The 20,444-nt window shown below is 72.0% G+C and carries 26 protein-coding genes; 11 read left to right on the top strand and 15 right to left on the bottom strand.

What is annotated here, in order from left to right; all coding sequences use genetic code 11:
- Positions 1-29: 29 nt before the first annotated feature.
- Positions 30-1,064 carry a class II fructose-bisphosphate aldolase gene (fbaA, locus tag ACIQMJ_RS06205; protein WP_499759876.1) on the bottom strand — a complete coding sequence of 345 codons (1,035 nt, stop codon included), beginning with the start codon at positions 1,062-1,064 and terminating at the stop codon, positions 30-32.
- Between the two features lie 94 nt (positions 1,065-1,158).
- On the opposite strand from fbaA, the gene ACIQMJ_RS06200 reads away from it, so the two are divergent.
- On the top strand, positions 1,159-1,446 hold the full coding sequence (locus ACIQMJ_RS06200; protein ID WP_499759875.1) for a DUF427 domain-containing protein: 288 nt from the start codon (positions 1,159-1,161) through the stop codon (positions 1,444-1,446).
- Here ACIQMJ_RS06200 and ACIQMJ_RS06195 read toward each other — a convergent pair.
- A complete protein-coding gene (locus ACIQMJ_RS06195; protein ID WP_499759874.1) occupies positions 1,443-2,267 on the bottom strand; it encodes a TIGR03620 family F420-dependent LLM class oxidoreductase in 825 nt (274 codons plus the stop codon). The two genes, ACIQMJ_RS06200 and ACIQMJ_RS06195, sit on opposite strands and share 4 nt — an antisense overlap.
- Positions 2,268-2,376: 109 nt before the next feature.
- On the opposite strand from ACIQMJ_RS06195, the gene ACIQMJ_RS06190 reads away from it, so the two are divergent.
- Both ACIQMJ_RS06190 and ACIQMJ_RS06185 read left to right on the top strand, forming a co-directional pair.
- Entirely contained in the window at positions 2,377-3,309 is a 933-nt protein-coding gene (locus tag ACIQMJ_RS06190) for an aldo/keto reductase (protein WP_499759873.1), read from the top strand.
- Between the two features lie 73 nt (positions 3,310-3,382).
- A complete protein-coding gene (locus ACIQMJ_RS06185) occupies positions 3,383-4,246 on the top strand; it encodes an SDR family oxidoreductase (RefSeq protein WP_499759872.1) in 864 nt (287 codons plus the stop codon).
- Here the strand turns inward: ACIQMJ_RS06185 and ACIQMJ_RS06180 are convergent.
- The gene (locus ACIQMJ_RS06180; RefSeq protein WP_499759871.1) at positions 4,243-4,521 is read right to left on the bottom strand and encodes a YciI family protein; all 279 of its coding nucleotides are present in this window, start codon (positions 4,519-4,521) and stop codon (positions 4,243-4,245) included. The genes ACIQMJ_RS06185 and ACIQMJ_RS06180 overlap by 4 nt on opposite strands.
- Before the next feature lie 66 nt (positions 4,522-4,587).
- Here ACIQMJ_RS06180 and ACIQMJ_RS06175 point away from each other — a divergent pair, with 66 nt between their 5' ends.
- The 5 genes from ACIQMJ_RS06175 (at position 4,588) to ACIQMJ_RS06155 (ending at position 8,521) form a co-directional block, all read left to right on the top strand.
- Positions 4,588-5,166, top strand: a complete 579-nt coding sequence (locus tag ACIQMJ_RS06175; RefSeq protein WP_073886200.1) for a SigE family RNA polymerase sigma factor — start codon at positions 4,588-4,590, stop codon at positions 5,164-5,166.
- A gap of 342 nt (positions 5,167-5,508) precedes the next feature.
- Complete coding sequence (locus tag ACIQMJ_RS06170) at positions 5,509-6,414, top strand: ROK family protein (protein WP_499759870.1); 906 nt, start codon at positions 5,509-5,511, stop codon at positions 6,412-6,414.
- Positions 6,411-7,568, top strand: coding sequence for an N-acetylglucosamine-6-phosphate deacetylase (gene nagA / locus ACIQMJ_RS06165; RefSeq protein WP_499759869.1), 1,158 nt, complete (start codon positions 6,411-6,413; stop codon positions 7,566-7,568). Before ACIQMJ_RS06170 ends, nagA begins: the two co-directional genes overlap by 4 nt.
- Before the next feature lie 4 nt (positions 7,569-7,572).
- Positions 7,573-7,758: a hypothetical protein gene (locus tag ACIQMJ_RS06160; protein ID WP_499759868.1), complete on the top strand. Its 186-nt coding sequence runs from the start codon at positions 7,573-7,575 to the stop codon at positions 7,756-7,758.
- Positions 7,759-7,768: 10 nt separating this feature from the next.
- Complete coding sequence (locus ACIQMJ_RS06155; protein WP_499759867.1) at positions 7,769-8,521, top strand: DedA family protein; 753 nt, start codon at positions 7,769-7,771, stop codon at positions 8,519-8,521.
- A 3-nt stretch (positions 8,522-8,524) separates the two neighbouring features.
- On the opposite strand, the gene ACIQMJ_RS06150 is transcribed toward ACIQMJ_RS06155, so the two are convergent.
- Positions 8,525-9,904, bottom strand: a complete 1,380-nt coding sequence (locus tag ACIQMJ_RS06150) for an FAD-binding oxidoreductase (protein WP_499759866.1) — start codon at positions 9,902-9,904, stop codon at positions 8,525-8,527.
- 200 nt (positions 9,905-10,104) lie between these two features.
- Between ACIQMJ_RS06150 and ACIQMJ_RS06145 the strand changes: the two genes are divergently transcribed.
- A complete protein-coding gene (locus ACIQMJ_RS06145; RefSeq protein ID WP_499760261.1) occupies positions 10,105-10,710 on the top strand; it encodes a DedA family protein in 606 nt (201 codons plus the stop codon).
- A gap of 10 nt (positions 10,711-10,720) precedes the next feature.
- Here ACIQMJ_RS06145 and ACIQMJ_RS06140 read toward each other — a convergent pair whose 3' ends face one another.
- Positions 10,721-11,356, bottom strand: a complete 636-nt coding sequence (locus ACIQMJ_RS06140; protein WP_499759865.1) for a nucleoside/nucleotide kinase family protein — start codon at positions 11,354-11,356, stop codon at positions 10,721-10,723.
- Complete coding sequence (locus ACIQMJ_RS06135) at positions 11,338-12,162, bottom strand: PfkB family carbohydrate kinase (protein ID WP_499760260.1); 825 nt, start codon at positions 12,160-12,162, stop codon at positions 11,338-11,340. Before ACIQMJ_RS06135 ends, ACIQMJ_RS06140 begins: the two co-directional genes overlap by 19 nt.
- A 77-nt stretch (positions 12,163-12,239) precedes the next feature.
- On the opposite strand from ACIQMJ_RS06135, the gene ACIQMJ_RS06130 reads away from it, so the two are divergent.
- The gene (locus tag ACIQMJ_RS06130) at positions 12,240-13,205 is read left to right on the top strand and encodes a LacI family DNA-binding transcriptional regulator (RefSeq protein ID WP_499759864.1); all 966 of its coding nucleotides are present in this window, start codon (positions 12,240-12,242) and stop codon (positions 13,203-13,205) included.
- Here ACIQMJ_RS06130 and ACIQMJ_RS06125 read toward each other — a convergent pair.
- The 6 genes from ACIQMJ_RS06125 to pyrE form a co-directional block, all read right to left on the bottom strand.
- Positions 13,194-14,264, bottom strand: coding sequence for a glycoside hydrolase family 76 protein (locus tag ACIQMJ_RS06125; protein WP_499759863.1), 1,071 nt, complete (start codon positions 14,262-14,264; stop codon positions 13,194-13,196). The genes ACIQMJ_RS06130 and ACIQMJ_RS06125 overlap by 12 nt on opposite strands.
- Positions 14,265-14,289: 25 nt before the next feature.
- Positions 14,290-14,916: a TrmH family RNA methyltransferase gene (locus ACIQMJ_RS06120; protein WP_499759862.1), complete on the bottom strand. Its 627-nt coding sequence runs from the start codon at positions 14,914-14,916 to the stop codon at positions 14,290-14,292.
- Between the two features lie 362 nt (positions 14,917-15,278).
- On the bottom strand, positions 15,279-16,136 hold the full coding sequence (locus ACIQMJ_RS06115) for a hypothetical protein (RefSeq protein ID WP_499759861.1): 858 nt from the start codon (positions 16,134-16,136) through the stop codon (positions 15,279-15,281).
- Between the two features lie 187 nt (positions 16,137-16,323).
- Positions 16,324-16,713, bottom strand: a complete 390-nt coding sequence (locus tag ACIQMJ_RS06110) for a DUF2784 domain-containing protein (protein WP_499759860.1) — start codon at positions 16,711-16,713, stop codon at positions 16,324-16,326.
- A gap of 71 nt (positions 16,714-16,784) precedes the next feature.
- Positions 16,785-17,477, bottom strand: a complete 693-nt coding sequence (locus ACIQMJ_RS06105) for a hypothetical protein (RefSeq protein ID WP_499759859.1) — start codon at positions 17,475-17,477, stop codon at positions 16,785-16,787.
- 1 nt (position 17,478) lies between these two features.
- Positions 17,479-18,033: an orotate phosphoribosyltransferase gene (pyrE, locus tag ACIQMJ_RS06100; protein WP_073886212.1), complete on the bottom strand. Its 555-nt coding sequence runs from the start codon at positions 18,031-18,033 to the stop codon at positions 17,479-17,481.
- Positions 18,034-18,086: 53 nt separating this feature from the next.
- Between pyrE and ACIQMJ_RS06095 the strand changes: the two genes are divergently transcribed.
- Positions 18,087-18,656 carry a hypothetical protein gene (locus ACIQMJ_RS06095; protein ID WP_499759858.1) on the top strand — a complete coding sequence of 190 codons (570 nt, stop codon included), beginning with the start codon at positions 18,087-18,089 and terminating at the stop codon, positions 18,654-18,656.
- Between the two features lie 63 nt (positions 18,657-18,719).
- Here ACIQMJ_RS06095 and ACIQMJ_RS06090 read toward each other — a convergent pair whose 3' ends face one another.
- The 3 genes from ACIQMJ_RS06090 to ACIQMJ_RS06080 are packed head-to-tail and all read right to left on the bottom strand — an operon-like array spanning position 18,720 to position 20,442.
- Entirely contained in the window at positions 18,720-19,151 is a 432-nt protein-coding gene (locus tag ACIQMJ_RS06090; protein WP_499759857.1) for a hypothetical protein, read from the bottom strand.
- Positions 19,148-20,089, bottom strand: coding sequence for a WXG100 family type VII secretion target (locus tag ACIQMJ_RS06085; RefSeq protein WP_499759856.1), 942 nt, complete (start codon positions 20,087-20,089; stop codon positions 19,148-19,150). The genes ACIQMJ_RS06090 and ACIQMJ_RS06085 overlap by 4 nt, the downstream gene beginning before the upstream one ends.
- The gene (locus tag ACIQMJ_RS06080; RefSeq protein WP_499759855.1) at positions 20,086-20,442 is read right to left on the bottom strand and encodes a hypothetical protein; all 357 of its coding nucleotides are present in this window, start codon (positions 20,440-20,442) and stop codon (positions 20,086-20,088) included. The genes ACIQMJ_RS06085 and ACIQMJ_RS06080 overlap by 4 nt, the downstream gene beginning before the upstream one ends.
- Between the last annotated feature and the right edge of the window lie 2 nt (positions 20,443-20,444).

Raw genomic sequence — 20,444 nt, 5'->3', positions numbered from 1 at the left:
GAGGGGGCCGTTCGACGCGCGGGGGACCGTCAGCCGGCGATCATGCGGCCGGACGACTTCAGGTGCTCGCACGCCTGGGCGATGCGGGCGGCCATGCCCTGCTCGGCGGCCTTGAGGTAGGACCGCGGGTCGTAAGCCTTCTTGTTGCCGACCTCGCCGTCCACCTTCAGCACGCCGTCGTAGTTGGCGAACATGTGACCCACGATCGGCCGGGTGAACGCGTACTGCGTGTCCGTGTCGATGTTCATCTTGATCACGCCGTACGACACGGCCTCGTGGATCTCCTCCAGCAGCGAGCCGGAGCCGCCGTGGAAGACCAGGTCGAACGGCTTGGAGCCGGCCGGCAGGCCCAGCTTCTCGGCCACCACGTCCTGACCCTGCTTGAGGATCTCCGGGCGCAGCTTCACGTTGCCCGGCTTGTAGACGCCGTGCACGTTGCCGAACGTCGCCGCGACCAGGTAGCGGCCCTTCTCACCGGCGCCGAGGGCGTCCACCGTCTTCAGGTAGTCCTCGGGCGAGGTGTAGAGCTTCTCGTTGATCTCGTGCGCGACGCCGTCCTCCTCGCCGCCGACGACGCCCACCTCGATCTCGAGGATGATCTTCGCCTTGGCGGTGAGGTCGAGCAGCTCCGAGGCGATCTTCAGGTTCTCGTCCAGCGGCACGGCCGAGCCGTCCCACATGTGCGACTGGAACAGCGGGTTGAGCCCGCGGTCCACCCGCTCCTGGCTGATCGCGACGAGCGGCCGGACGTAGCCGTCCAGCTTGTCCTTCGGGCAGTGGTCGGTGTGCAGCGCGATGTTCACCGGGTACTTCTCGGCGACCACGTGCGCGAACTCCGCCAGCGCAACCGCGCCGGTCACCATGTCCTTGACCTTGGTGCCCGAGGCGAACTCGGCACCACCGGTCGAGACCTGGATGATCCCGTCGCTCTCGGCTTCCGCGAATCCACGCAGGGCCGCGTTGAGGGTCTCGGACGAGGTGACGTTGATCGCGGGGTAGGCGAACTCGTTCGCCTTCGCGCGGTCGAGCATCTCGGCGTAGACCTCGGGGGTTGCGATGGGCATCGGTGGGTCCTCCTCGGGTGCCCGGAACGCGGTGTCGGCAGCATCCTACGGCCACCACCCGGCGAACGAAGATGATCAACGGCATAGTGGTGTCATGGCGATCGCACGGTGGAACGGCGAGATCATCGCCGAGAGTGAGAAGACCGAGATGGTGGAGGGGAACCACTACTTCCCCCCGGAGTCCGTGCACACCCAGTACCTCAGGCCGTCGGACACCACGTCGGTCTGCCCCTGGAAGGGCACGGCGAGCTACTACACGCTGCACGTGAACGGCGCGGACAACCCCGACGCGGCCTGGTTCTACCCGGAGCCCAAGTCGGCCGCGGCCAACATCAAGGACCACGTCGCGTTCTGGAACGGCGTCGAGGTCACCGCGGACTAGTCGGCCAGCGCGGCGGCGATGTCGCGCAGCGCCCGCTGGGCGTCGGAGGCGCCGACCACCTGCACGGCGACGTGGTCGGCGCCCGCCTCGTGGTGCTCGCGCAGGCGTCGGGCGACCCGCTCGACGTCGCCCCAGGCGACCAGGGCGTCCACCAGCCGGTCGCTGCCGCCGCCTGTCAGGTCGTCCTCGGCGAACCCGTTGCGCAGCCAGTTGCGGGTGTGGTGGGGCCGCGCCAGGTACTCGGCCAGCGCCTCCCGTCCCAGGTCACGGGCCCGTGACGGGTCCTCCTCCAGCACCACGTGCTGCTCCGGGGCGAGCAGGACGCCCGCGCCGACGGTCTCGCGCGCCCTGGCCGTGTAGTCGGGCGTCACCAGGTAGGGGTGGGCGACGCTCGTGCGCGCGGCGGCGAGCCGGAGCAGCCGCGGCCCGAGCGCGGCCAGCGCCAGGCGGTCGCGCGGCACGTCCAGCTCGTCCAGGTAGTGGATCAGCTTCTGGTAGGGGCTGTGATGCACCTCACCCGCCAGCTCGCCGTCGCCGGTGCCGATGCCGACCAGGAACCGGTCGGTCCACGCCAGCGCCCGGTAGCCGTCGTTGATCTCGCCCGCGGGCGTCGTCCAGACGTTCATCACGGCGGTGGCCACGGTGATCTTCTCCGTGGCGTCGAGCAGCTCGGAGACCGTGGTCATGACGCTGCCGTCGGGCGATCCGCCCAGCCACAGGGCGCCGTAGCCGAGCTCCTCCAGCTCCGCGGCGTCCGACCCGCGGCCCACCCAGCGCGCGGCCCGGTCCCACACGCCGTACCTGCCCAACTCGACCGTCATTTCGTCTCCCCGCGAACTAGGCTCCGTCGACAGGCAACCGCGCCGCCCCACGATTTAGTCCTGGCTGCTCCATTCGGCACGACCGGACCGCCCGGCTTAGCTTCGCGACATGACGAAACTCGGAACCAGCGACCTCGACGTGTCGCGCCTGTGCCTGGGTGGCAACGTGTTCGGCTGGACCGCCGACGAGGAGACCTCGTTCGCCGTGCTGGACGCGTTCGCGGCGGCCGGCGGCACGTTCGTGGACACCGCGGACGCGTACTCGGCGTGGGCCGAGGGGCACGTCGGCGGCGAGTCGGAGACGATCATCGGCCGGTGGCTGCACCGCCGGGGTGACCGGGACTCGATCGTCGTCGCGACCAAGGTGGGCATGCTGCGCGGGCTGGACAACCTCAAGGCCGACACGATCGAGCGCGCCGCCGAGGACTCGCTGCGCCGCCTCGGCGTGGACCACATCGACCTGTACTACGCGCACAAGGACGACCCGGACACGCCGCAGGAGGAGACGCTGGCCGCGTTCGACCGGCTGGTCCGCAGCGGCAAGGTCCGCCACGTCGCCGCGTCCAACTACACCGCCGAGCGGCTCACGTCCGCGCTGGCCGTGTCCGAGCGCGAGGGCTTCGCCGGGTTCGTGGCGCTCCAGCAGGCGTACAACCTCGTGGACCGCTCCTACGAGGGCGAGCTGTCGCGCGCGGTGGCCGACCACGGCCTGTCGTCCGCGCCGTACTGGGGCCTGGCGAAGGGCTTCCTGACCGGCAAGTACCGGCCGGGCGTCACGGTGGAGAGCGCGCGGGCCGCCGCCGCGTCGAAGTACCTCGACGAGCGCGGGCTGCGGGTCCTCGCGGCGCTGGACGAGGTCGCCGAGAACCACGGCACCACCCCGGCGGCGGTCGCCCTGGCGTGGCTGGCCGAGCAGCCGACGGTGGCCGCGCCCATCGCGTCGGCCCGCACGACCGAGCAGCTCGCCGACCTGCTCCCGGCCCTGCAGCTGGAGCTGAAGGCGGACGAGGTGGCCGCGCTGACCGCCGCCAGCGCCGTTTAACTCTCCAGTAGCTTACTGGCGGTAAGTTGCGTTACGGTGGCCTCCCTGGCTGGGACTCGCTGAGGAGGTCACCGTGGACGTCACGGGCAAGGTTGTCCTGATCACTGGCGCGGCCAGGGGCATCGGCGCGGAGGTGGCGCGGAGGTTGGCCGCGAAGGGCGCGAAGCTCGCGCTGGTCGGCCTGGAGGGCGAGCAGCTGCGGCAGGTGGCCGAGCAGTGCGGCGGCCGGGCGTGGGAGGCCGACGTCACCGACTGGCAGGCGCTGGAGACCGCGGTGAACGGCGTGGTCGACCACTACGGCGGCATCGACGTGGTGGTGGCGAACGCGGGCATCGCGGCCACCGGGTTCATCCGGTCGATGGACCCGGCCGCGTTCGAGCGGGTCATCGAGGTGAACCTGCTCGGGGTGTGGCGCACGGTCCGCACGTGCCTGCCGCACCTGATCGCGAGCCGCGGCTACTGCCTGGTCGTGTCGTCGCTGGCGGCGATCGTGCACATCCCGGGCAACGCGGCCTACTCGGCGGCGAAGGCGGGCTGCGAGGCGTTCGCGGACAGCCTGCGCGCCGAGGTGCGGCACCTGGGAGTGGACGTGGGCGTGGCCTACTTCTCGTGGATCGCCACGGACATGGTGAACAGCGCCGACGAGCACCCGGTCTTCGGGCCGCTGCGCAGCGGCATGCCGGGTCTGGCGGGCAAGAAGTACCCGGTGTCGGACGTCGGCAGGGCCGTGGTCCGGGCGATCACCCGGCGGTCGAAGGCCGTGCACGTGCCCGGCTGGGTCGGCGGCTTGAAGCTCTTCCGCGCGTTCACCCCGAAGGTGGTCGACCGGCAGGCCCCGAAGTCGGTGCCCGCGGCCGACCGCGAGATGGCGGCCAACGACCTGTCCGGCCTGGTCGGGCCGGGGGGAAACGCGGCCGCCACCGCGAAGAAGGACTAGAGCCAGGCCCCCATCACCGTCTGCCACTCGTGCACGCGCGTCTCCTTCGCGACGCCGGCGCGCGTGTACGGGTCGGCGTCGATCACCTCGCGCAACTCCGCCTCGTCGGCGACCTCGTAGACCAGCAGCGCGCCGGTCTGGTCCTCGTAGGGGCCCGAGACGAGCAGCACACCCCGTTCGACCAGCGTCGCCAGGTACTCGCGGTGCGCGGGTCGGACCGCCAGCCGCTCCTCCGTGTTGTCGCCGTACACCAGTTCGACCGCGAACCGTGCCATCGAGAGCCCACCTCCGTTGTGCAGCGCCGCGCCGAAGCTACCGGGTGAGGAGGTAACGTCTTTTCCGTGGTCGGTCCCGATCGGAACAGCGGCGGCATCGCGCGTGTGCAGGACACGCTGACGAACCTGCGGATCCAGGACGGCGCGGCACCGGCCCCGACCGGCCCGCTGACCCTGGAGGACCTGTACCGCCAGCACCGGATGCGGCTGGTCCGGCTGGCGCTGCTGCTGGTCGACGAGCCCGCCACGGCGGAGGACGTGGTCCAGGAGGCGTTCACCGGCCTGCACCGCAACTGGTCGAACCTGCGCGACGCGCAGGCGGCCGTGGGGTACCTGCGCACGGCGGTCGTCAACGGCTCGCGCAGCGTGCTCCGCCGCCGCAAGACCGCCCGCGACTACACCCCGCCCCACGTGGCCAACGCGCGGTCGGCCGAGAGCCTGGCCATGCTGACCGCCGAGCACCAGGCGGTCGTGCGGGCGCTGTCCCAGCTCCCGCCGCGGCAGCGCGAGGTGCTCGTGCTCCGCTACTACGGCGACCTGTCGGAAGCCGAGATCGCCGAGGCCACCGGCATCAGCAAGGGCACGGTGAAGAGCACCGCGAGCCGTGCGCTGGACGCCCTGCAGAAGATCATGGCCGGCAACTAGCCGCAGGCCGGTTCCCCGGTCGTCGCCGGGCGACCACCACCGTCGCCGACCGCTCTCGCACCGGTTCGCCGACCGACGGCTCCCGAACCCGTTCCGGCCGACGAGCCGCTCTCCACCACGCCTCGCCGCGCCTCGCCGCGCCATCGCGCGCTTCGCAGGGGTCCCCGCCCAGGGGATCCCTGTTCTTGATCCTGCCAGGTGGCACCGACGATTCCGGCCCGCCGGACGCGACCTGTGGACAACTCCGCGCCGGGCCGGCGACGGTTCCCGGTCACGCCGGACTCGCCCAATCGGACACTTGGTATAGACCAATGGCGGTCGGATGCCGCAGTATCGGTCCTCGTGGCGCGCACAAGACACGTGATAGCCGTCGACGTCGGCGGAACCGGGATGAAGGCCGCGGTGGTCGCCGGCGACCCCAGCGGGGTGCGGGCGGTGGCGCAGCGGCGTCGGCCGACCAGGCCCGGTGGGGACGCCGTGGTCGAGGACGTCACCGCCCTGATCTGCGAGTTGCGCGCCGCCGTCGAGCAGCCGGTCGACGCGGTCGGGGTCGTCGTGCCGGGCATCGTGGACGAGGTGACCGGCACCGGCGTCTACTCGGCCAACCTCGGCTGGACCGACTTCCCGTTCCGCGACGCGATCCGGTCGGCGACCGGGCTGCCCACCGCGTTCGGCCACGACGTGCGCGCCGGCGGCCTGGCCGAGCTGCGCCAGGGCAACGCCCGCGACCTCGCCAACGCGGTCATCATGCCGATCGGCACCGGCATCGCGGCCGCCCTCGTGCTGGACGGGCGGGTCTCGTCCGCGCCGGGCGAGGTCGGGCACGTGGACGTCGGCCACGGCGACCCGTGCGGCTGCGGCCAGACGGGGTGCGTCGAAGCGCGGGCGAGCAGCGCCGCGATCGCCCGCCGGTACACCGAGCGCACGAACCGGCACGTCACCGGCGCGGCGGACGTCGCGGCACGGCTCACCGAGGGCGACACCGACGCGGCGGCGGTGTGGCGGGAGGCCGTCGACGCGCTCGCTAGGGGCATCCTGCTGGTAGCCGCACTGCTGGGGCCGCAAGCCGTGGTGCTGGGCGGCGGCCTGGCACTGGCGGGTCCGAAGCTGACGGATCCGCTGGGCGGACGACTGGACGAGCTGATCACGTTCCAGCGACGCCCGGAACTGCGGTTGGCGGCGTTGGGCGACGAGGCCGGGTGCCTCGGGGCCGCGCTGCTGGCCATCGACATGCTGGAGGAGAGATGAGCACGTGGGGTGGACCCGTGGACGTGACCCTGACCGGTGGTCGGGTCGTCACGCCCGACGGGGTGCTCGAGCAGGGGTGGGTGGCGGTGCGCGACGGCCTGATCGCGGCCGTCGGCGAGGGGGCGCCGCCGGACGGCCCGACCGCGGACGTCGGGGGTGGCTGGCTGGTGCCGGGCTTCGTCGACATCCACTGCCACGGTGGCGGCGGTGAGGCGTTCACCAGCGCCGACCCGGCCCGGGTGATCAAGGCGGCGAACGCGCACCGCAGGCACGGCACCACCACGATGCTGGCCAGCCTGGTGTCCCGGCCGATCCCCGAGCTGGCCGACCAGGTCAAGGCGCTGTCCGAGCTGGTGCGGGACGAGGTGGTCGCGGGCATCCACCTGGAGGGCCCGTTCCTGTCCGCCGCGCGCTGCGGCGCGCACGACCCCGCGATCCTGTGCCCGCCGGACCGGGTGTCGATCGACAGGCTGCTGGACGCGGGCGGCGGCGCGGTCCGCATGATCACCGTCGCGCCCGAGCTGGAGCACGGCGTGGACGCGGTCCGCCACCTCGTCGACAACGACGTCCTGGCCGCGATCGGGCACACCGACGCCACGGAGGCGCAGATCCGCCCGGCCGTGGAGGCGGGCGCGACGGTCGCCACGCACCTGTTCAACGGCATGCGCCCGCTGCACCACCGCGAGCCCGGCCCGATCGGCGCGCTGCTGGACGACGAGCGCGTCACCGTGGAGCTGATCTGCGACCTGGTGCACCTGCACCCCACGGCGGTGCGCTTGGCCGCCCGGCACGCGGGCACGGACCGGACCGTGCTGGTCACCGACGCGATCGCGGCGGCGGGCGTGGGTGACGGCGTCTACGACGTGGGCGGTCTGGAGGTGCGGGTGGTGGACGGCGTGCCGACGCTCGCCGGTGGCGCGTCCCTGGCGGGCAGCACGCTGACCATGGACGCCGCGTTCCGCAACGCGGTGCAGTCGTGCGGCCTGACGGTCGAGGAGGCCGTGCGCGCCACGTCGACCCGGCCCGCCCGGCTGCTCGGCCTCCAGGACCGCACGGGTGAGCTGCGCGCCGGCCTCGCGGCCGACGTCGTGGTGCTGGACAGCGAGCTGAAGCCGCGCGAGGTGATGGTCCGGGGCGCGTGGGTGAAAGACTGACCGGGTGCCCGAAGACCACGAGAAGCTGGTGGCCGACGCGTTGCGCGCCCAGGCCACCAGCACCGGCGCGCACCCCCACGTGCCCGTTCGGCGGGTCCGGCCGTCGTTGGGCGCGGGGTGGGTGCTGCTGCTGGCGGTGCTGCTCGGACTGGCCGCCGGCACGGTCGTGGCGGTCATGACGCTCAGGTGATGCCTGTACCGTGGTCGCCGTGACGGTCGCGCCCACCTCCACGGTTGCCCTCGGTCCGGACTGGTTGGACCCGCAGATCCTGCTCCAAGGACTCGGCCCCTACATGCTGGTCGGGCTGTGCTTCATCGTCTTCGCGGAGTGCGGCCTGCTGGTGGGCTTCTTCCTGCCCGGCGACTCGCTGCTGTTCACCGCGGGCCTGTTCGTGGCCTCGGGGCTGCTGGACTACCCGCTGTGGCTGGTGTGCCTGCTGCTCACGGCGTGCGCGCTCGCGGGCAACGTGGTCGGCTACTGGATCGGCCACCGGGCCGGACCCGCGCTGTTCAACAAGCCCGAGTCGAAGATCTTCAAGAAGGAGTACGTCGACAAGACGCACGAGTTCTTCGACAAGTACGGCGCCCGCGCGATCGTGATGGCGCGGTTCGTGCCGATCGTGCGCACGTTCATCACCGCGATGGCGGGCGTGGGTCGGATGGACCCGCGCAAGTACTTCACGTACTCGCTGATCGGCGGCGTCGCGTGGGCCGCGGGCCTGACGGTGCTGGGCTACTTCCTCGGCCAGATCCAGTTCGTGCGCGAGAACCTCGAGCTGATCCTGATCCTGATCGTGCTGATCTCGGTCGTGCCGATCGTCATCGAGATCATCAAGGCGCGCCGGGAGAAGAAGTCGCTGCTGGCGCAGGAGGCGGCCGACATCACCGAGGTCATCGACCGGGTGGACGACCGGATGGACGAGACCCAGCAGATCAAGCGCGTCGTCGACTAGGCACTACCCGAGGGCGTCGAACATCGAGCCGGGGTTGAAGAGGTTGCCGGGGTCGAGCGCGCGCTTGATCTCGCGGTGGACCCGCAGGCCGACGGGGCCGATCTCGCGGGCCAGCCACTCGCGCTTGATCTTGCCCACGCCGTGCTCGCCGGTGATCGTGCCGCCCAGGGACAGCCCCAGCTCCAGGATCTCGTCGAACGCCCGACGCGCCCGCGCGAACTCGTCGGCCGACGTCGGGTCGTAGACGATCGTCGGGTGCATGTTGCCGTCGCCGGCGTGCCCGACCACGGCGATCCGCAGCCCGGCCGCCTCGCTGATCCGCTCGCACCCGGCGATCAGGTCGGCGATCTTCGTCCGCGGCACGCACACGTCGTCGGTCAGCCAGGCGCCGTAGACCTCCAGCGCGGTCAGCACGGCCCGCCGCGCGGCGAGCAGGTCACGGCCCTCGCCCAGGTCCTCGGTGGCGTAGACGAGCTCCGCGCCCGCCGCCACGCACGCCTGCTCGATCGCGGCCAGCTCGCGCCGCCCCGCCTCGCCGCCCGAGTCGGACTGGCACAGCAGCAGCGCCGCGCCGGCGTTCAGGTCGGTCTTCAGGTACTGCTCGACGGCCCGGATGGACGTGCGGTCCATGATCTCCATCAACGACGGCACGATGCCCTCGGTGACCACGCGGCTCACCGCCGCGCCCGCGTCGGCCGTGCCGGCGAACGCGGCCACCAGCGTCGCGGGGGCCTGGGGCAGCGGCCGCAGCGCCAGGGTCGCCCTGGTGATCACGCCGAGCGTGCCCTCGCTGCCGATGAACAGCTTGGTCAGGTCGTACCCGGCCACGCCCTTCACGGTCCGCCGCCCGGTGCGCAGCAGCTCGCCGTCGGCCAGCACCACGTCCAGCCCGAGCACGGAGTCCGTGGTCACGCCGTACTTCACGCAGCACAGCCCGCCCGCGTTGGTGGACAGGTTGCCGCCGATCGTGCACCAGTCGTAGCTGGACGGGTCCGGCGGGTAGAACAGCCCGTGCTTCTCCACCGCGCCGCGCAGGTCGAGGTTCACCACGCCCGGCTCGACCACGGCCAGCCGGTTGTCCGGGTCGATCTCGACGATGGCGTTCATCTTCGTGGTCACCAGCACCACGCAGCCGTCGACGGCGTTGGCCGCGCCGGACAGGCCGCTGCCCGCGCCGCGCGGCACGATCGGCGTCCCGGTCGCGGCGCACGCCCGCACGACCGCCTGCACCTGCTCGGCGGACGTCGGCAGCACCACCGCCAGCGGCTGCCCGTAGGGCGCGAGCGGCATCATGTCGCGCTGGTAGCTCGCGGTGACGTCGACGTCGGTCAGCACCGCGTCGGTGCCCACGGCGGAGCGGAGTTCGGCGAGCAAAGCCTCCATCCGTCCACGCTAACCCCCGTGACGGCGATCACTCCAGTGCGTGTTCGGGCCCGCACGCACCGCAGCGACGCCGCAGCTTCGGCAAGGCGTTATCCCCATGTCGCCCAGTCGACGCCGCATTCCCACGTAGGCTGCATGGCGTGGTGTTGTCCGCGACGTCCGAAGCTGTCGCATTCGTCCAGCTCGATTCCGCCGGCCCGATGGCCGTGTGGCTGATCACGCTGAGCTTCATCTTCTTCGAGTGCGCCTTCGTCTTCGGCCTGTTCCTGCCCGGCGACTCGCTGCTGTTCGCGGCCGGTGTGGTGCTCGCGTCCCACGACGCCGAGCTGTCCGCCTGGCTGCTCTCGGGGGTCGCGCTCGCCGTGGCCGTCGTGGGCAACCAGATCGGCTACTACATCGGCCGGCACACCGGCACGCGTCTGCTGGCCCGCCGCGGCGGCAAGGTCCTCAACAAGGAGAACCTCGCCAAGGCCCGCGACTTCCTCGACCGCCGGGGCTTCTGGGCGATCGTGCTGGCCCGGTGGATCCCGTGGGTGCGCACGCTGGCGCCGATGATCGCGGGCGCGGCGCGGATGGACCCCAAGCGGTTCATGCTCGCCACCACGATCGGCGCGGTCGCGTGGGTGCCGACGCTGGTGCTGGCCGGCTACTACGGCGCCGGGCTGCTGCAAGCCGTGCCGTGGCTGGAGACGGTCGCGGTGGTGGTCAGCATCGCGTTCTTCGTCGGCGGCACCGCCTACGGCCTGTACCGCTACCGGCAGGAGATGAAGAAGCCGGTGGACGAAGAGGTCACCGCCGCGTCGTAGCAGCTCCGCCTCACAGCACCTCGGTGATCACGAGGTCGGCGGCGGACTGGGAGGCGTTCACCATGAGCGCGTTCACGTGGTCGCTGCCGTGCAGCACGCGTTCGCGCGCGTCCTCCGGTGACCGGCCGTACCGGACGTGCCGGTCGATCAGCCGCGCGACCCGCAGGTCCTCGTCGATCATCAGGAACCACGCCTCGTCCAGCACGACCCGCACGCGCTTCCACTTGTCGTACTGGAGCAGCAGGTAGTTGCCCTCGGTGACGACCAGCGGCACGGACGGGTCGACCGGTACCGCGCACGCGATCGGCTCCTCGATCTCGCGGCGGAACTCCGGCGCGTACACCACGTCCGGCCCGCACGCCTTCAACCGGCCGAGCAGGTCGACGTAGCCGGGGATGTCGAACGTGTCCGGCGCGCCCTTGCGGTCGGCCACGCCGAGCCGCTCCAGCTCCTGCTGGGCCAGGTGGAAGCCGTCCATGCCGACCAGGGCGGCGTCGTCGCCCAGCGCGTCGACCAGGCGCCGGGCCAGCGTCGACTTGCCCGAGCCCGGCGCGCCGCCGATGCCCAGGAGCCTGCGCTCGCCGGTGTCCACCAGCAGCCGCGCCCGGTCGACCAGCTCGTCGAACTTCACCCGCTGTCCCGCCACCGTCCCAGCTCCTCCACCCAGTCCCACGCGGTGTGGCGCACCCGCACCGCGGCGACCTCGTTCGCCCACCGGACGGCGTCGTCCACCGCCAGGCCCTGGGCGACCGCGACCGCCAGCGCACCGTGCCACACGTCGCCCGCGCCGTTGGTGTCGCGCGCTTCGACAACAGGTACCGGTTGGGAGCCGGTGGCACCACCACGCGACCAGGTGACGGGACGGGGGCCGTGCGTGCGGATCACCAGCGGCACGCCGCGGGCGTGCACCTCGGCCTCGGACAGCTCGAACGCGGCCGAGCACGCGGCGACGTCCACCAGCGGCAGCAGGTCGTCCAGCACCGGCTTCCAGCTGCCCGCGTCGAGCACGACGGGCACGCCGAGGCGTCTCGCGTGCCGCGCGGCACCCAGCGCGAGCAGGCCGAGGTGGCCGTCGACCAGGACCACGTCCGCCGCCTCCACCAGCGCCGGGTCCACGGTCACGGCCGCGTCGAACCCGGCGGCGTTGCGCGAGATCACGGTCCTCTCGCCGTCGCGCTCGCGCACCGCGACCATGCTCAGCGCCGGTCCGGCGGCCCCGACCGAGTGCACCTCGACCGGGTGCAGCCGGGACCGGGCGAAGTCGCCGAGCTCGCCGCCCAGCGCGGTCAGCAGCACGGCCCGGTGCCCCAGGGCGGCCACCGCGCGCGCCGCGTTGGCCGCCGGACCGCCGGGCGCGAGGTGCACGCCCAGCGACTGCACCTTCTGCCCGGGCACGGGGAACTCGGCCACCCGCTGGCTCACGTCCACGGTCGTCAGCCCGACACACAGCACAGAAGCCACGGCACGCCCCTCCTACCCGGTAAAGTCCCCACGCAATCGCTTGCGCAAGCCCGAACGGGGACGAGTCCATGGTCACCATGCGGGAGGTCGCCAGTCTTGCCGGCGTCTCCATCACCACGGTCTCACACGTGATCAACGAGACCAGGTCCGTCGCGCCCGCCACCCGGGAACGGGTGCTCAAGGCGATCGAGGAGACCGGCTACACCGGTGACGCCATCGCCCGCTCGCTCGTCACGGGCGGCACGAAGTCCCTGGGTCTGGCGGTGTCGCTGGTGTCGCACCCGTACTTCGCCGAGCTGATCGCGGCGATCGAGAGCGAGGCCACCGCGGCGGGCTACACGCTGGTGCTGATCGACACGCGCGACACCGCCGAGTCCGAGCAGGCCGCGGTGCGGATGCTGCGGTCGCGGCGGGTGGACGGGGTGCTGCTCACGCCGACGTCCGGTTCGGCCGCGCTGCCCGAGCTGCGCCGGCTGGGCGTGCCGACGGTGCTGGTGGACCGGTTGACCGTGGCCAAGGACGTCGACCAGGTCGGCCCGGAGAACGTGCAGGCGACGTCCACGCTGGTGCGGCACCTGGCGGAGCTGGGGCACCGGCGGATCGGGCTGGTGCGGGGCCAGGCGGGGCTCGCGACCACGGACGAGCGGGTGCTGGGCTACCGGCTCGGCCTCGGCCGGGCGGGCCTGGCGTGGGACGAGGACCTGGTGCGGTCGTCGCTGGACCCGCTGCTCGGGCTGGTCTCGGGTGTCGTGGTGAGCGACCACCAGGTGCTGGTCGACGTGCTGCGCACGGCCCGCGCGCGAGGTGTGCGGATCGGGTCGGAGCTGGCCCTGGTGACCTACGACGAGGTGGAGTGGGCCGAGCTGGTCGACCCGCCGTTGACGTCGATGGCGCAGCCGGTGGAGGAGATCGGGCGCACCGCGGTGCGGCTGCTGCTGTCCCGCATCGAGGACCCGGAACGGGAGCCGGAGACGATCCGGCTGCCGCCCGTGCTGCGGCACCGCGGGTCGTGCGGGTGCCACTCAGCGGCGTGACGGCACGACGTCGTTGCGCTCCAGCAGGGCCGCGGCCTCCAGCGCCATCCACCCGCCGAGCTGCACGGACAGGTCGCGTTCCGGACCGCCCTCCTTGGCCGCGGGTCGTGACCAGTCGGGGCCGAACAGCGGCCCGCTGACCACCGCGGTCCGGTTCGCCCACACCGCGTTGGCCGAGGCGAACACGATGTCCGCCGCCCGGGCCGCCTGCGGCCGGTCCAGCCGCAGCGCGGCCTGCGCGAGGTAGCGGGTGAGGATGCCGCCGAACAGGCCGCCGTCGCCGCCGCCGTGCCCGCGCAGGACGCCGTCGGCGGCCAGGTGCTCGTCGACGCCGTCGACGATCCGCGCCGCCACGTCCTGGTACCGGCCGCCCAGCTCCACGCACGCGCCGAGCAGCACGCCCTGGCAGTAGGTGTAGAGGTTCTTCTCGATCTCGCGGATCGTGCCGTCGGGGTGCACGTGCAGCCCGTCCCAGGCCAGCCCGGTGTCGGGGTCGACCAGGTTGTCCTCGATCCAGTCCACGGTGGACCGGGCGCGCACGAGGTCGGCCCGCGAGCCGAGGCGGGCGAAGAAGATCGCGGCCGGGCCGTTGGCGGGGACGTTCTTGAAGTCGTCGTGGCGCTTCCACCAGATCCCGCCGCCGCCGTGGTCGGTCCACCCGGAGCGCAGGCGGTCGGCGATGGTGGCGACGGCCTTCGGCCGGGCGATGCCGACCTCGCGCTCGGCGCGCAGCAGCGCGAGCCCGAGCCAGGCCACGTCGTCGTAGTAGTCGTTGGTCCAGCCGACCAGGTTGCGCACCCGGATGCCGCGCACGAGCCGCCGCACCAGCGCCACGCGGGCCTGCCGGGGCGAGCGGAGCTGGGCGTCCAGGACGCAGTCGAGCAGGTGCGCCTGCCACCAGTAGCTGAACCGGACGTGCGCCCGGCCGGGCCAGTCGAGCGGCCAGGAGACCGCGCCGAGGACCGTGCCCGGCACGCCCCAGACCCGGCGCAGGTGCCGCGACTCGACCGCACGTTCGGCGACACCGGCGCGTGCGCCGAGGATCTTGGGCGTGGTCACCCCACCAGCGTGCCTACTGAACCGTTCAAGAAGCTCGCCGGAACAGTTCCCAGTGGTAGAGCCCCATGGCGACGCTGGTGGTGAGGTTGTAGCTCGACACCTTCGGCCGCATCGGCAGCGAGACCACGAGGTCGGCCCGCGCCCGCACCTCCGCCGACAGCCCGTGCCGCTCCGAGCCGAACGCGAGCACCGCGTCGTCCGGTATCCGCACGTCCCGCAGCGCCTGCCCGTCCGCGTCGAACGCGATCACCGTGCCGCCGACCTCGTCGAGCCCGCCCAACCGCGCCACGGGCAGCGCGAAGTGCAACCCGGCGCTGCCCCGCAGGACGTTCGGGTGCCACGGGTCGACGTCGCCGAGGGACACCACCCCACCGGCCCCGAGCCCGGCCGCCACCCGGATCACCGCGCCGAAGTTGCCCAGGTTGCGCGGGTTGTCCAACAGCACCAGCGGCCCGCCCCGCCCCGCCGCCAGGTCGACCGCGGGCCGCTCCGCCACCCCGCCGACCCCCGTCGGGTGCGACCGCCCCACCACCCGCTCGAACCCGGCCGCCGACACCACCTCGGCCCGCTCGAAGATTTCCACCAGGTCGGGCGCGTGCGACCGCGCCAACGCCACCGCCTTGTCCCGGTCGAGCACCACCACGGTCCCCACGTCCCCACCGAACCGAACCGCGTGCTTGACCGCGTGAAACCCTTCGAGGACCACTCGCATGCGGCGATCATGACCGACCCGCCCGGACCCGACCAAGTCGGCCGCGACGGCACCGGGTTACCCTGACGCGCGTTCGACCGGCCGGGAATGAAGTACGAGGCGAACTCGCATTTGCGGTGATCGACGGCGGTGCGGAATGATTCCGGCTCGGCAGGAATAACCGGAGCACGGCGGCGTTCACGCGGTCGTCTACGAGAACAGGAAACCACGTGATCGCAGGCGGGGAAAGCGGCAGCGGCGGCAACACCGACAAGTGACGTCGGAAACGCCGGTGGCGGGCCCACGTCGCTGGGTCGGGCCCGTCATGCCAAGTCCAACCGCACGCCGAACTTGCGGTACGCGGGCAGGTTCCGGACGGTCAACGTCGTTTCCGGTCGCCCCACCTGGTCCACCTCCCTGGTGAGAGTGCAGTCGTCCTGTTCGGTGAGCATCCCGATCTTGTCGAACGACGCGCGCTCACCGCTGGGAAGGCGAATCACGTAACGCGCGAACGGCACCGGCTCGGAGAACGACGTCAGGAACTCGTCCGCGCGGTCACCCCGCATCAGCGGCAGGCACTTCGCGGGCCAGAACATGTCGACGGAAAGGCTGACCTCGCCGCCGCGCGGCACCGGGTCGTGCAGGTGGACGACCATTTTGAGCGCCCCGTTGTCCAGCCACGACGTGGTGAAGTCGTACCTGGTACCGCCCTCGCCGCGGACTTCGACGCTGCGCACGTGTGCCTGCACCCGACGTCGGTGGCGCCTGGGCCAGTCCCAGTTGACGCGGTCGTGGAACGTGCAGAAGTACAGCATCTCGCACAACGCGACCGCGGTGAACGAAATGCGTTGCCGAACGTCGCCGTTGGGCTGGATGTCGACTTCCTGCACCCAGCTCTTCACCGACCACTTCTGGCCGTGCACGTTTTCCAGCCGGTCGCAGTACTCCAACAACAACCGGCGTTCCAGGACGTCCCTGCCGCGCCACACGACGCGGTTCACCACCAGCATCGCGAACACGACGACAACGGCGCAGGCGACCGAGGCCAATCCGGCGGTCCGCACGTGTCCGTGCCCCACTGCGGCGGCCGTGAAGCCGCCGACCAGCGCGAGCACGGCTCCGATCTCCACCGGACCCAGGACCGGTGTGTAGACCACGTAGTCGCGCCACCGGGAAACCACCGCGGAGGACCTGCGCCTGCCGCGGTGCACCGGTTCGCGAACGTCAAGACGTGCCCGAGCCACCCCCATCGCCGCCCACCCTTCCCCGCCCCATAGCTGAAGGGTAGGGCACCGGACAGGTCCGGAAATGAGATTGGTACGGACGGGTCCGGCGATTACGCCACCCCGGTGAGGGCGAATGGCGACTTTATCGCTGATTGGTGAACTGCACTGAATTGCACGACCGTTCATCACGGCGTTTGAGGTAGTAGCCGGTCCACGAGCCCAGCACGACCAGTGCCACCACCACCTGCACCACGCGCGCCGCGGAGTCGGGGTAGAGCACGCCGTCGATGTAGGTGTCGATGAAGCCGTCCTCGAGCTGCGGCCGGCCGGCGGCGGCGCGGAACTCGTTCTCCAGCCACGTCAGGGGGCACGCCAGCGGGAACAGCACGATCAGCAGGCCCCAGGTGGCCATGGCCAGGTGGGCGTACAGCACCTTCGGCCAGCGCCAGGCCAGGATTCCCCCCACGACCAGGAACACCAGGACGCCGAAGTGCACCACCATCACCAGCTCGGCGAACGCGCGCGCGACCATAGCGACCTCCCTGACAGCCAGAGTAGGCCGCCGGGCGATCAAGTGCCGTCGCATTTCCCGGCAGGCCCGGTTCAGCCCCGGGGCAGCGCCTGCCACGGCACCCGGCCCGCCACGTCCAGCAGCAGGTCGGCGAGGTGCGCCAGCGGCGCCTGGAGCAGGGGACCGGGCACGGCGGCGGCGAGGTTGTGCTCGTCGAACGCGATCGCCACGCCGTTCGCGCGCGGGTCCTGGAGGAGCGCCTGCGGGAGACCGGAGCCGAGCAGTGCCGAGGCGAACGCCGGGTTGCGGCGGCGCACCTCGTAGCGGGCGTCGAACACCGGGTCGCCGCTCGCCACGAACTGCTCGAACAGCCCCCACACGCTGTCGCCGCGCGGGCTGATCAACACCCAGGGACCCGGCATCGGGCGCGGCACGACGACCACCGTGTACGTGCGGTACTCCGACGTGACCACGTTGTCCGCCCGGAACACCACCTCGACGGCCAGCACGGGCACACCGCGCCAGTGGCCGACGAGCTGGAACTTCACCCGGCTCCGGTCGGCCTCCAGCATCCGCCCGACCTGCGGCACGCGTTCCTGGAAGCCCTGGTCCTCGGCGACGAACCGCCAGCCGAGGGAGGCTTCCAGCGCCCGCATCTGCTGCTCCCACTGGCTCACGAACTGCTGGTTCGTGAACGGGTTGCGCTTGCGGCGCGACAACCCCACGGCGACCCCGACACCCAGGATCGCCACGATCACCAGCAGCAGGACCAGCGCGCTCGCCATGTCAGGCCAGGCCCAGGTCGGCCAGGTCCAGCAGGTACCGGTACGGCAGGCCGGCTTCTTCGATCACCTCGCGCGCGCCCGTGCCGCGGTCCACGACCGTCGCGACGCCGACGACCGTGGCGCCGTGCGCGCGCAGGGCCTCCACGGCGGTCAGCACGCTGCCGCCCGTGGTGGAGGTGTCCTCGACCGCCAGCACGCGCTGCCCGGCGACCTCGATGCCCTCGATCTGCCGCTGCATGCCGTGCTGCTTGGCGGACTTGCGCACGACGAACGCGTCCAGCACCTCGCCCGCGCCCGCGGCGGCGTGCATCATCGCGCAGGCCACCGGGTCGGCGCCCAGCGTCAGCCCGCCCGCGGCGACGTAGTCCCAGTCCGCGGTGAGCTGCCGCAGCAGCTTGCCGATCAGCGGGGACGCGGCGTGGTGCAGCGTCGCCCGGCGCAGGTCGATGTAGTAGTCGGCCTCGGCACCCGAGGACAGCGTCACCTTGCCGTGCACCACGGCCAACTCGCTCACCAAACGCGCCAGCTCGGCCTTCGCCGCGGCGTCCAGGACCACTTCAGTTCGCACGGGTGCCAAGAGTGTCATACCGGGCCGTACGCTGGCACACCGTGACCCTTCCCGGCACCGACACGCTGATCATCGAGCAGCCCTGGGGCGTGCTGCGGCACCTGCTCGGCACCCGGTACCGCACCGACGTCTACGACCAGCGCGGCGCGTTGCTCGCGTCGGTGTCCGAACGCCGGTTCCTCGGGCCGCTGCGGAAGCTGTTGCGCGCCACCGCGTTCTCCGGCCGGACGACGTTCGACCTGGAACTGGCCGACCGCGGCCGGCAGGTGCTGCTGATCCGGAAGGGCTCCGGCAAGCCGCCGACGCGCGTGACGTGGCCGAACGGCGGTGTGGTCGGGTCGGTGCGGCACGAGGGGCACGGCGCGTACGGGCTGCTCGACGCGGCCGGGCAGCGGCTGTGCCTGCTGCACGAGGTGGCGTCGTTCAGCCCGGGTGGGATCGCGAAGCGGGACGGCCGGCGGGTGCGGCGCGACGTGCTGGCCCTGCGGCCGGGCACCCCGGACCCGGTCCGCTCCCTGGCGATCGCCGCCGCCGTGGCCTACGACGTGGTGCGCGGGGTGGGCACGAACCACACCAGCCCGGGCGGGTTCGACTTCCCCACGCTGACCTGAGCCCGACCGCCGCGATCGGGTGGTCGGGCCCCGCGGACGGCTCCGCGGGCCCGACCTCACCACCTACCAGGCGTCCTCGGTGAACTGGTTCGGCTCGTCGTCATCGTCACGACGCCCACCGGCCTTGGGGGTGCCCGCGGAGATCACGTCCTCCGGGTCGTTGCCCTCCTGGATCGCCGTGTACGCACGCTGCAGGTCCGGGACACCGGTTTGCAGAGCGCGCTGCACGCCCTCGTCGTCCACGGCCTTCCCGGTCGCGATGTCCTCCCACGACATCTCGCCCGCGTCGACCCGCCGGGCCAGCTCCTTCAGCTCCTTGGGCGCGCCGGGGCTGTGGGCGAACCGCGAGATCTCGGCGAAGTCGGCCTGCGTCAGCCCGCGGGACCGCAGCTGCACCTGGCTCGCCGCCCGCGCGGTCCGCTCGACGTCCGCCATCCGCTGCTCGACGTCGGCGACCAGCGCGTCCAGCCGCGCCTTGTCGTAGGGGAACGTCACTGCCCGCCACCCCCGCCCGAACCGGAGCCGGAGCCGCCACCGGAACCGCCGCCGCCACCCGAGCTCGCGCCGGCCGGAGCGGGCGCGGGCGCTGTGGGCGGCGGCTGGGTGTAGCGGCCGTGCGCCGCGACACCGGCCTTGCCCAGGCTGTACCCGCCCATCGCGGCCCCGAGCGCGCCGGACTTCGCCGCCGACATGCCGTTGTCGAACTTCTCCTTGCCGTCCTGGTACCCGTCGACCACGTCGAGCAGGTCGCCGACGTCGCGCACGTCCTTCAGCTTGGACAGCGCGGTGCCCATGGCGACGATGCCGTCGATCATGCCCTGGACGCCCTCGATCAGCGTCTGGATGGAGATGATGATCTTGCGGATGGCGTCCACGATCTGGATCGCGTCGTAGACCATCCACACCGCGCGGCCCCAGCCGACGACCGGGATCCACGCCGTCATCGCGGCTTCCATCAGCTTGCCGACCAGCATGTCCAGCAACGTCAGCGCCAAGCCGCAGGCCGTGCGGCAGGTGCTGGCGGTCGAGCGGAACTTGTTGCCGATGATCCGCGCGATCTGCGAGTCCGCCTCGATGGCGATCACCCACATGGTGCCCATGCGCGTCTCGAACGCCTTCGCCGCGTCACCGTCCCAGTGCGACGACAGCTGCTCGGCGCCCGCGTCCACGTTGTGCCGCACGGAGTCCAGCGCCTTCGCGATCCGGTCCCACGCGTTGGCGTTCTCGTCGATCTTCTCGAAGTCGCCGAGCAGCGGCTTGATCAGCGCGTCCAGCAGGTTCTCGCCGGTGACCTTCTCGTAGATCCAGTTGACGCCCTGGATCTTCCAGCCGGCCTTCTCGATGAGCTCCTTGGTCGTCTGCCGACCGGGGCGGTTCTCCGCCGCCGCGCTGAGCGCGACCGACGGGTCCTCGACGTCTGCGTACGCGGTCACCGCCCGCCACCCCCGAGGGACGGGGCCTCGGCGACGGAGTGGAGCTGGGCGAGCACCCGGTCGAGGACGCTCATGACCATCTCTTCGTTCTTCTCGTACATGTCGGCGGCCTTGTTGAGGCCCTCCGCCTCCTTGACCATCATCTGGTTCGCGAAGTCGAGGGTCTCCCCGTACAGGGACGCCACGCCGGTGACGATGGGCTGGAGCAGCGAGAGCAGGCCGGTGAACCCGGAGGTGTCGCCGCCCTTGGAGATCGCGTGGTCCTTGATCGTCATGAAGTGCTGCGCGTTGCGCGTCAGCAACTCGCCGTAGCCGCGGAGCTCCGGCGGCTCCACTCTGAACTGCTCGCCCATCG

Origin of the sequence: Actinosynnema sp. NPDC091369 (assembly GCF_044757065.1) — a bacterium.
GTDB lineage: Bacteria > Actinomycetota > Actinomycetes > Mycobacteriales > Pseudonocardiaceae > Actinosynnema.
Note: the sequence above shows the minus strand (reverse complement) of the source record. Positions and strands in the feature narration are given on the sequence as shown.

Bases quoted from the DNA above. Each gene is read 5' to 3' on its own strand.
- fbaA (WP_499759876.1), bottom strand. From the start codon at position 1,064: ATGCCCATCGCAACCCCCGAGGTCTACGCCGAGATGCTCGACCGCGCG.
- ACIQMJ_RS06200 (WP_499759875.1), top strand. From the start codon at position 1,159: ATGGCGATCGCACGGTGGAACGGCGAGATCATCGCCGAGAGTGAGAAG.
- ACIQMJ_RS06195 (WP_499759874.1), bottom strand. From the start codon at position 2,267: ATGACGGTCGAGTTGGGCAGGTACGGCGTGTGGGACCGGGCCGCGCGC.
- ACIQMJ_RS06190 (WP_499759873.1), top strand. From the start codon at position 2,377: ATGACGAAACTCGGAACCAGCGACCTCGACGTGTCGCGCCTGTGCCTG.
- ACIQMJ_RS06180 (WP_499759871.1), bottom strand. From the start codon at position 4,521: ATGGCACGGTTCGCGGTCGAACTGGTGTACGGCGACAACACGGAGGAG.
- nagA (WP_499759869.1), top strand. From the start codon at position 6,411: ATGAGCACGTGGGGTGGACCCGTGGACGTGACCCTGACCGGTGGTCGG.
- ACIQMJ_RS06150 (WP_499759866.1), bottom strand. From the start codon at position 9,904: ATGGAGGCTTTGCTCGCCGAACTCCGCTCCGCCGTGGGCACCGACGCG.
- ACIQMJ_RS06145 (WP_499760261.1), top strand. From the start codon at position 10,105: ATGGCCGTGTGGCTGATCACGCTGAGCTTCATCTTCTTCGAGTGCGCC.
- ACIQMJ_RS06130 (WP_499759864.1), top strand. From the start codon at position 12,240: ATGGTCACCATGCGGGAGGTCGCCAGTCTTGCCGGCGTCTCCATCACC.
- ACIQMJ_RS06110 (WP_499759860.1), bottom strand. From the start codon at position 16,713: ATGGTCGCGCGCGCGTTCGCCGAGCTGGTGATGGTGGTGCACTTCGGC.
- ACIQMJ_RS06105 (WP_499759859.1), bottom strand. From the start codon at position 17,477: ATGGCGAGCGCGCTGGTCCTGCTGCTGGTGATCGTGGCGATCCTGGGT.
- ACIQMJ_RS06080 (WP_499759855.1), bottom strand. From the start codon at position 20,442: ATGGGCGAGCAGTTCAGAGTGGAGCCGCCGGAGCTCCGCGGCTACGGC.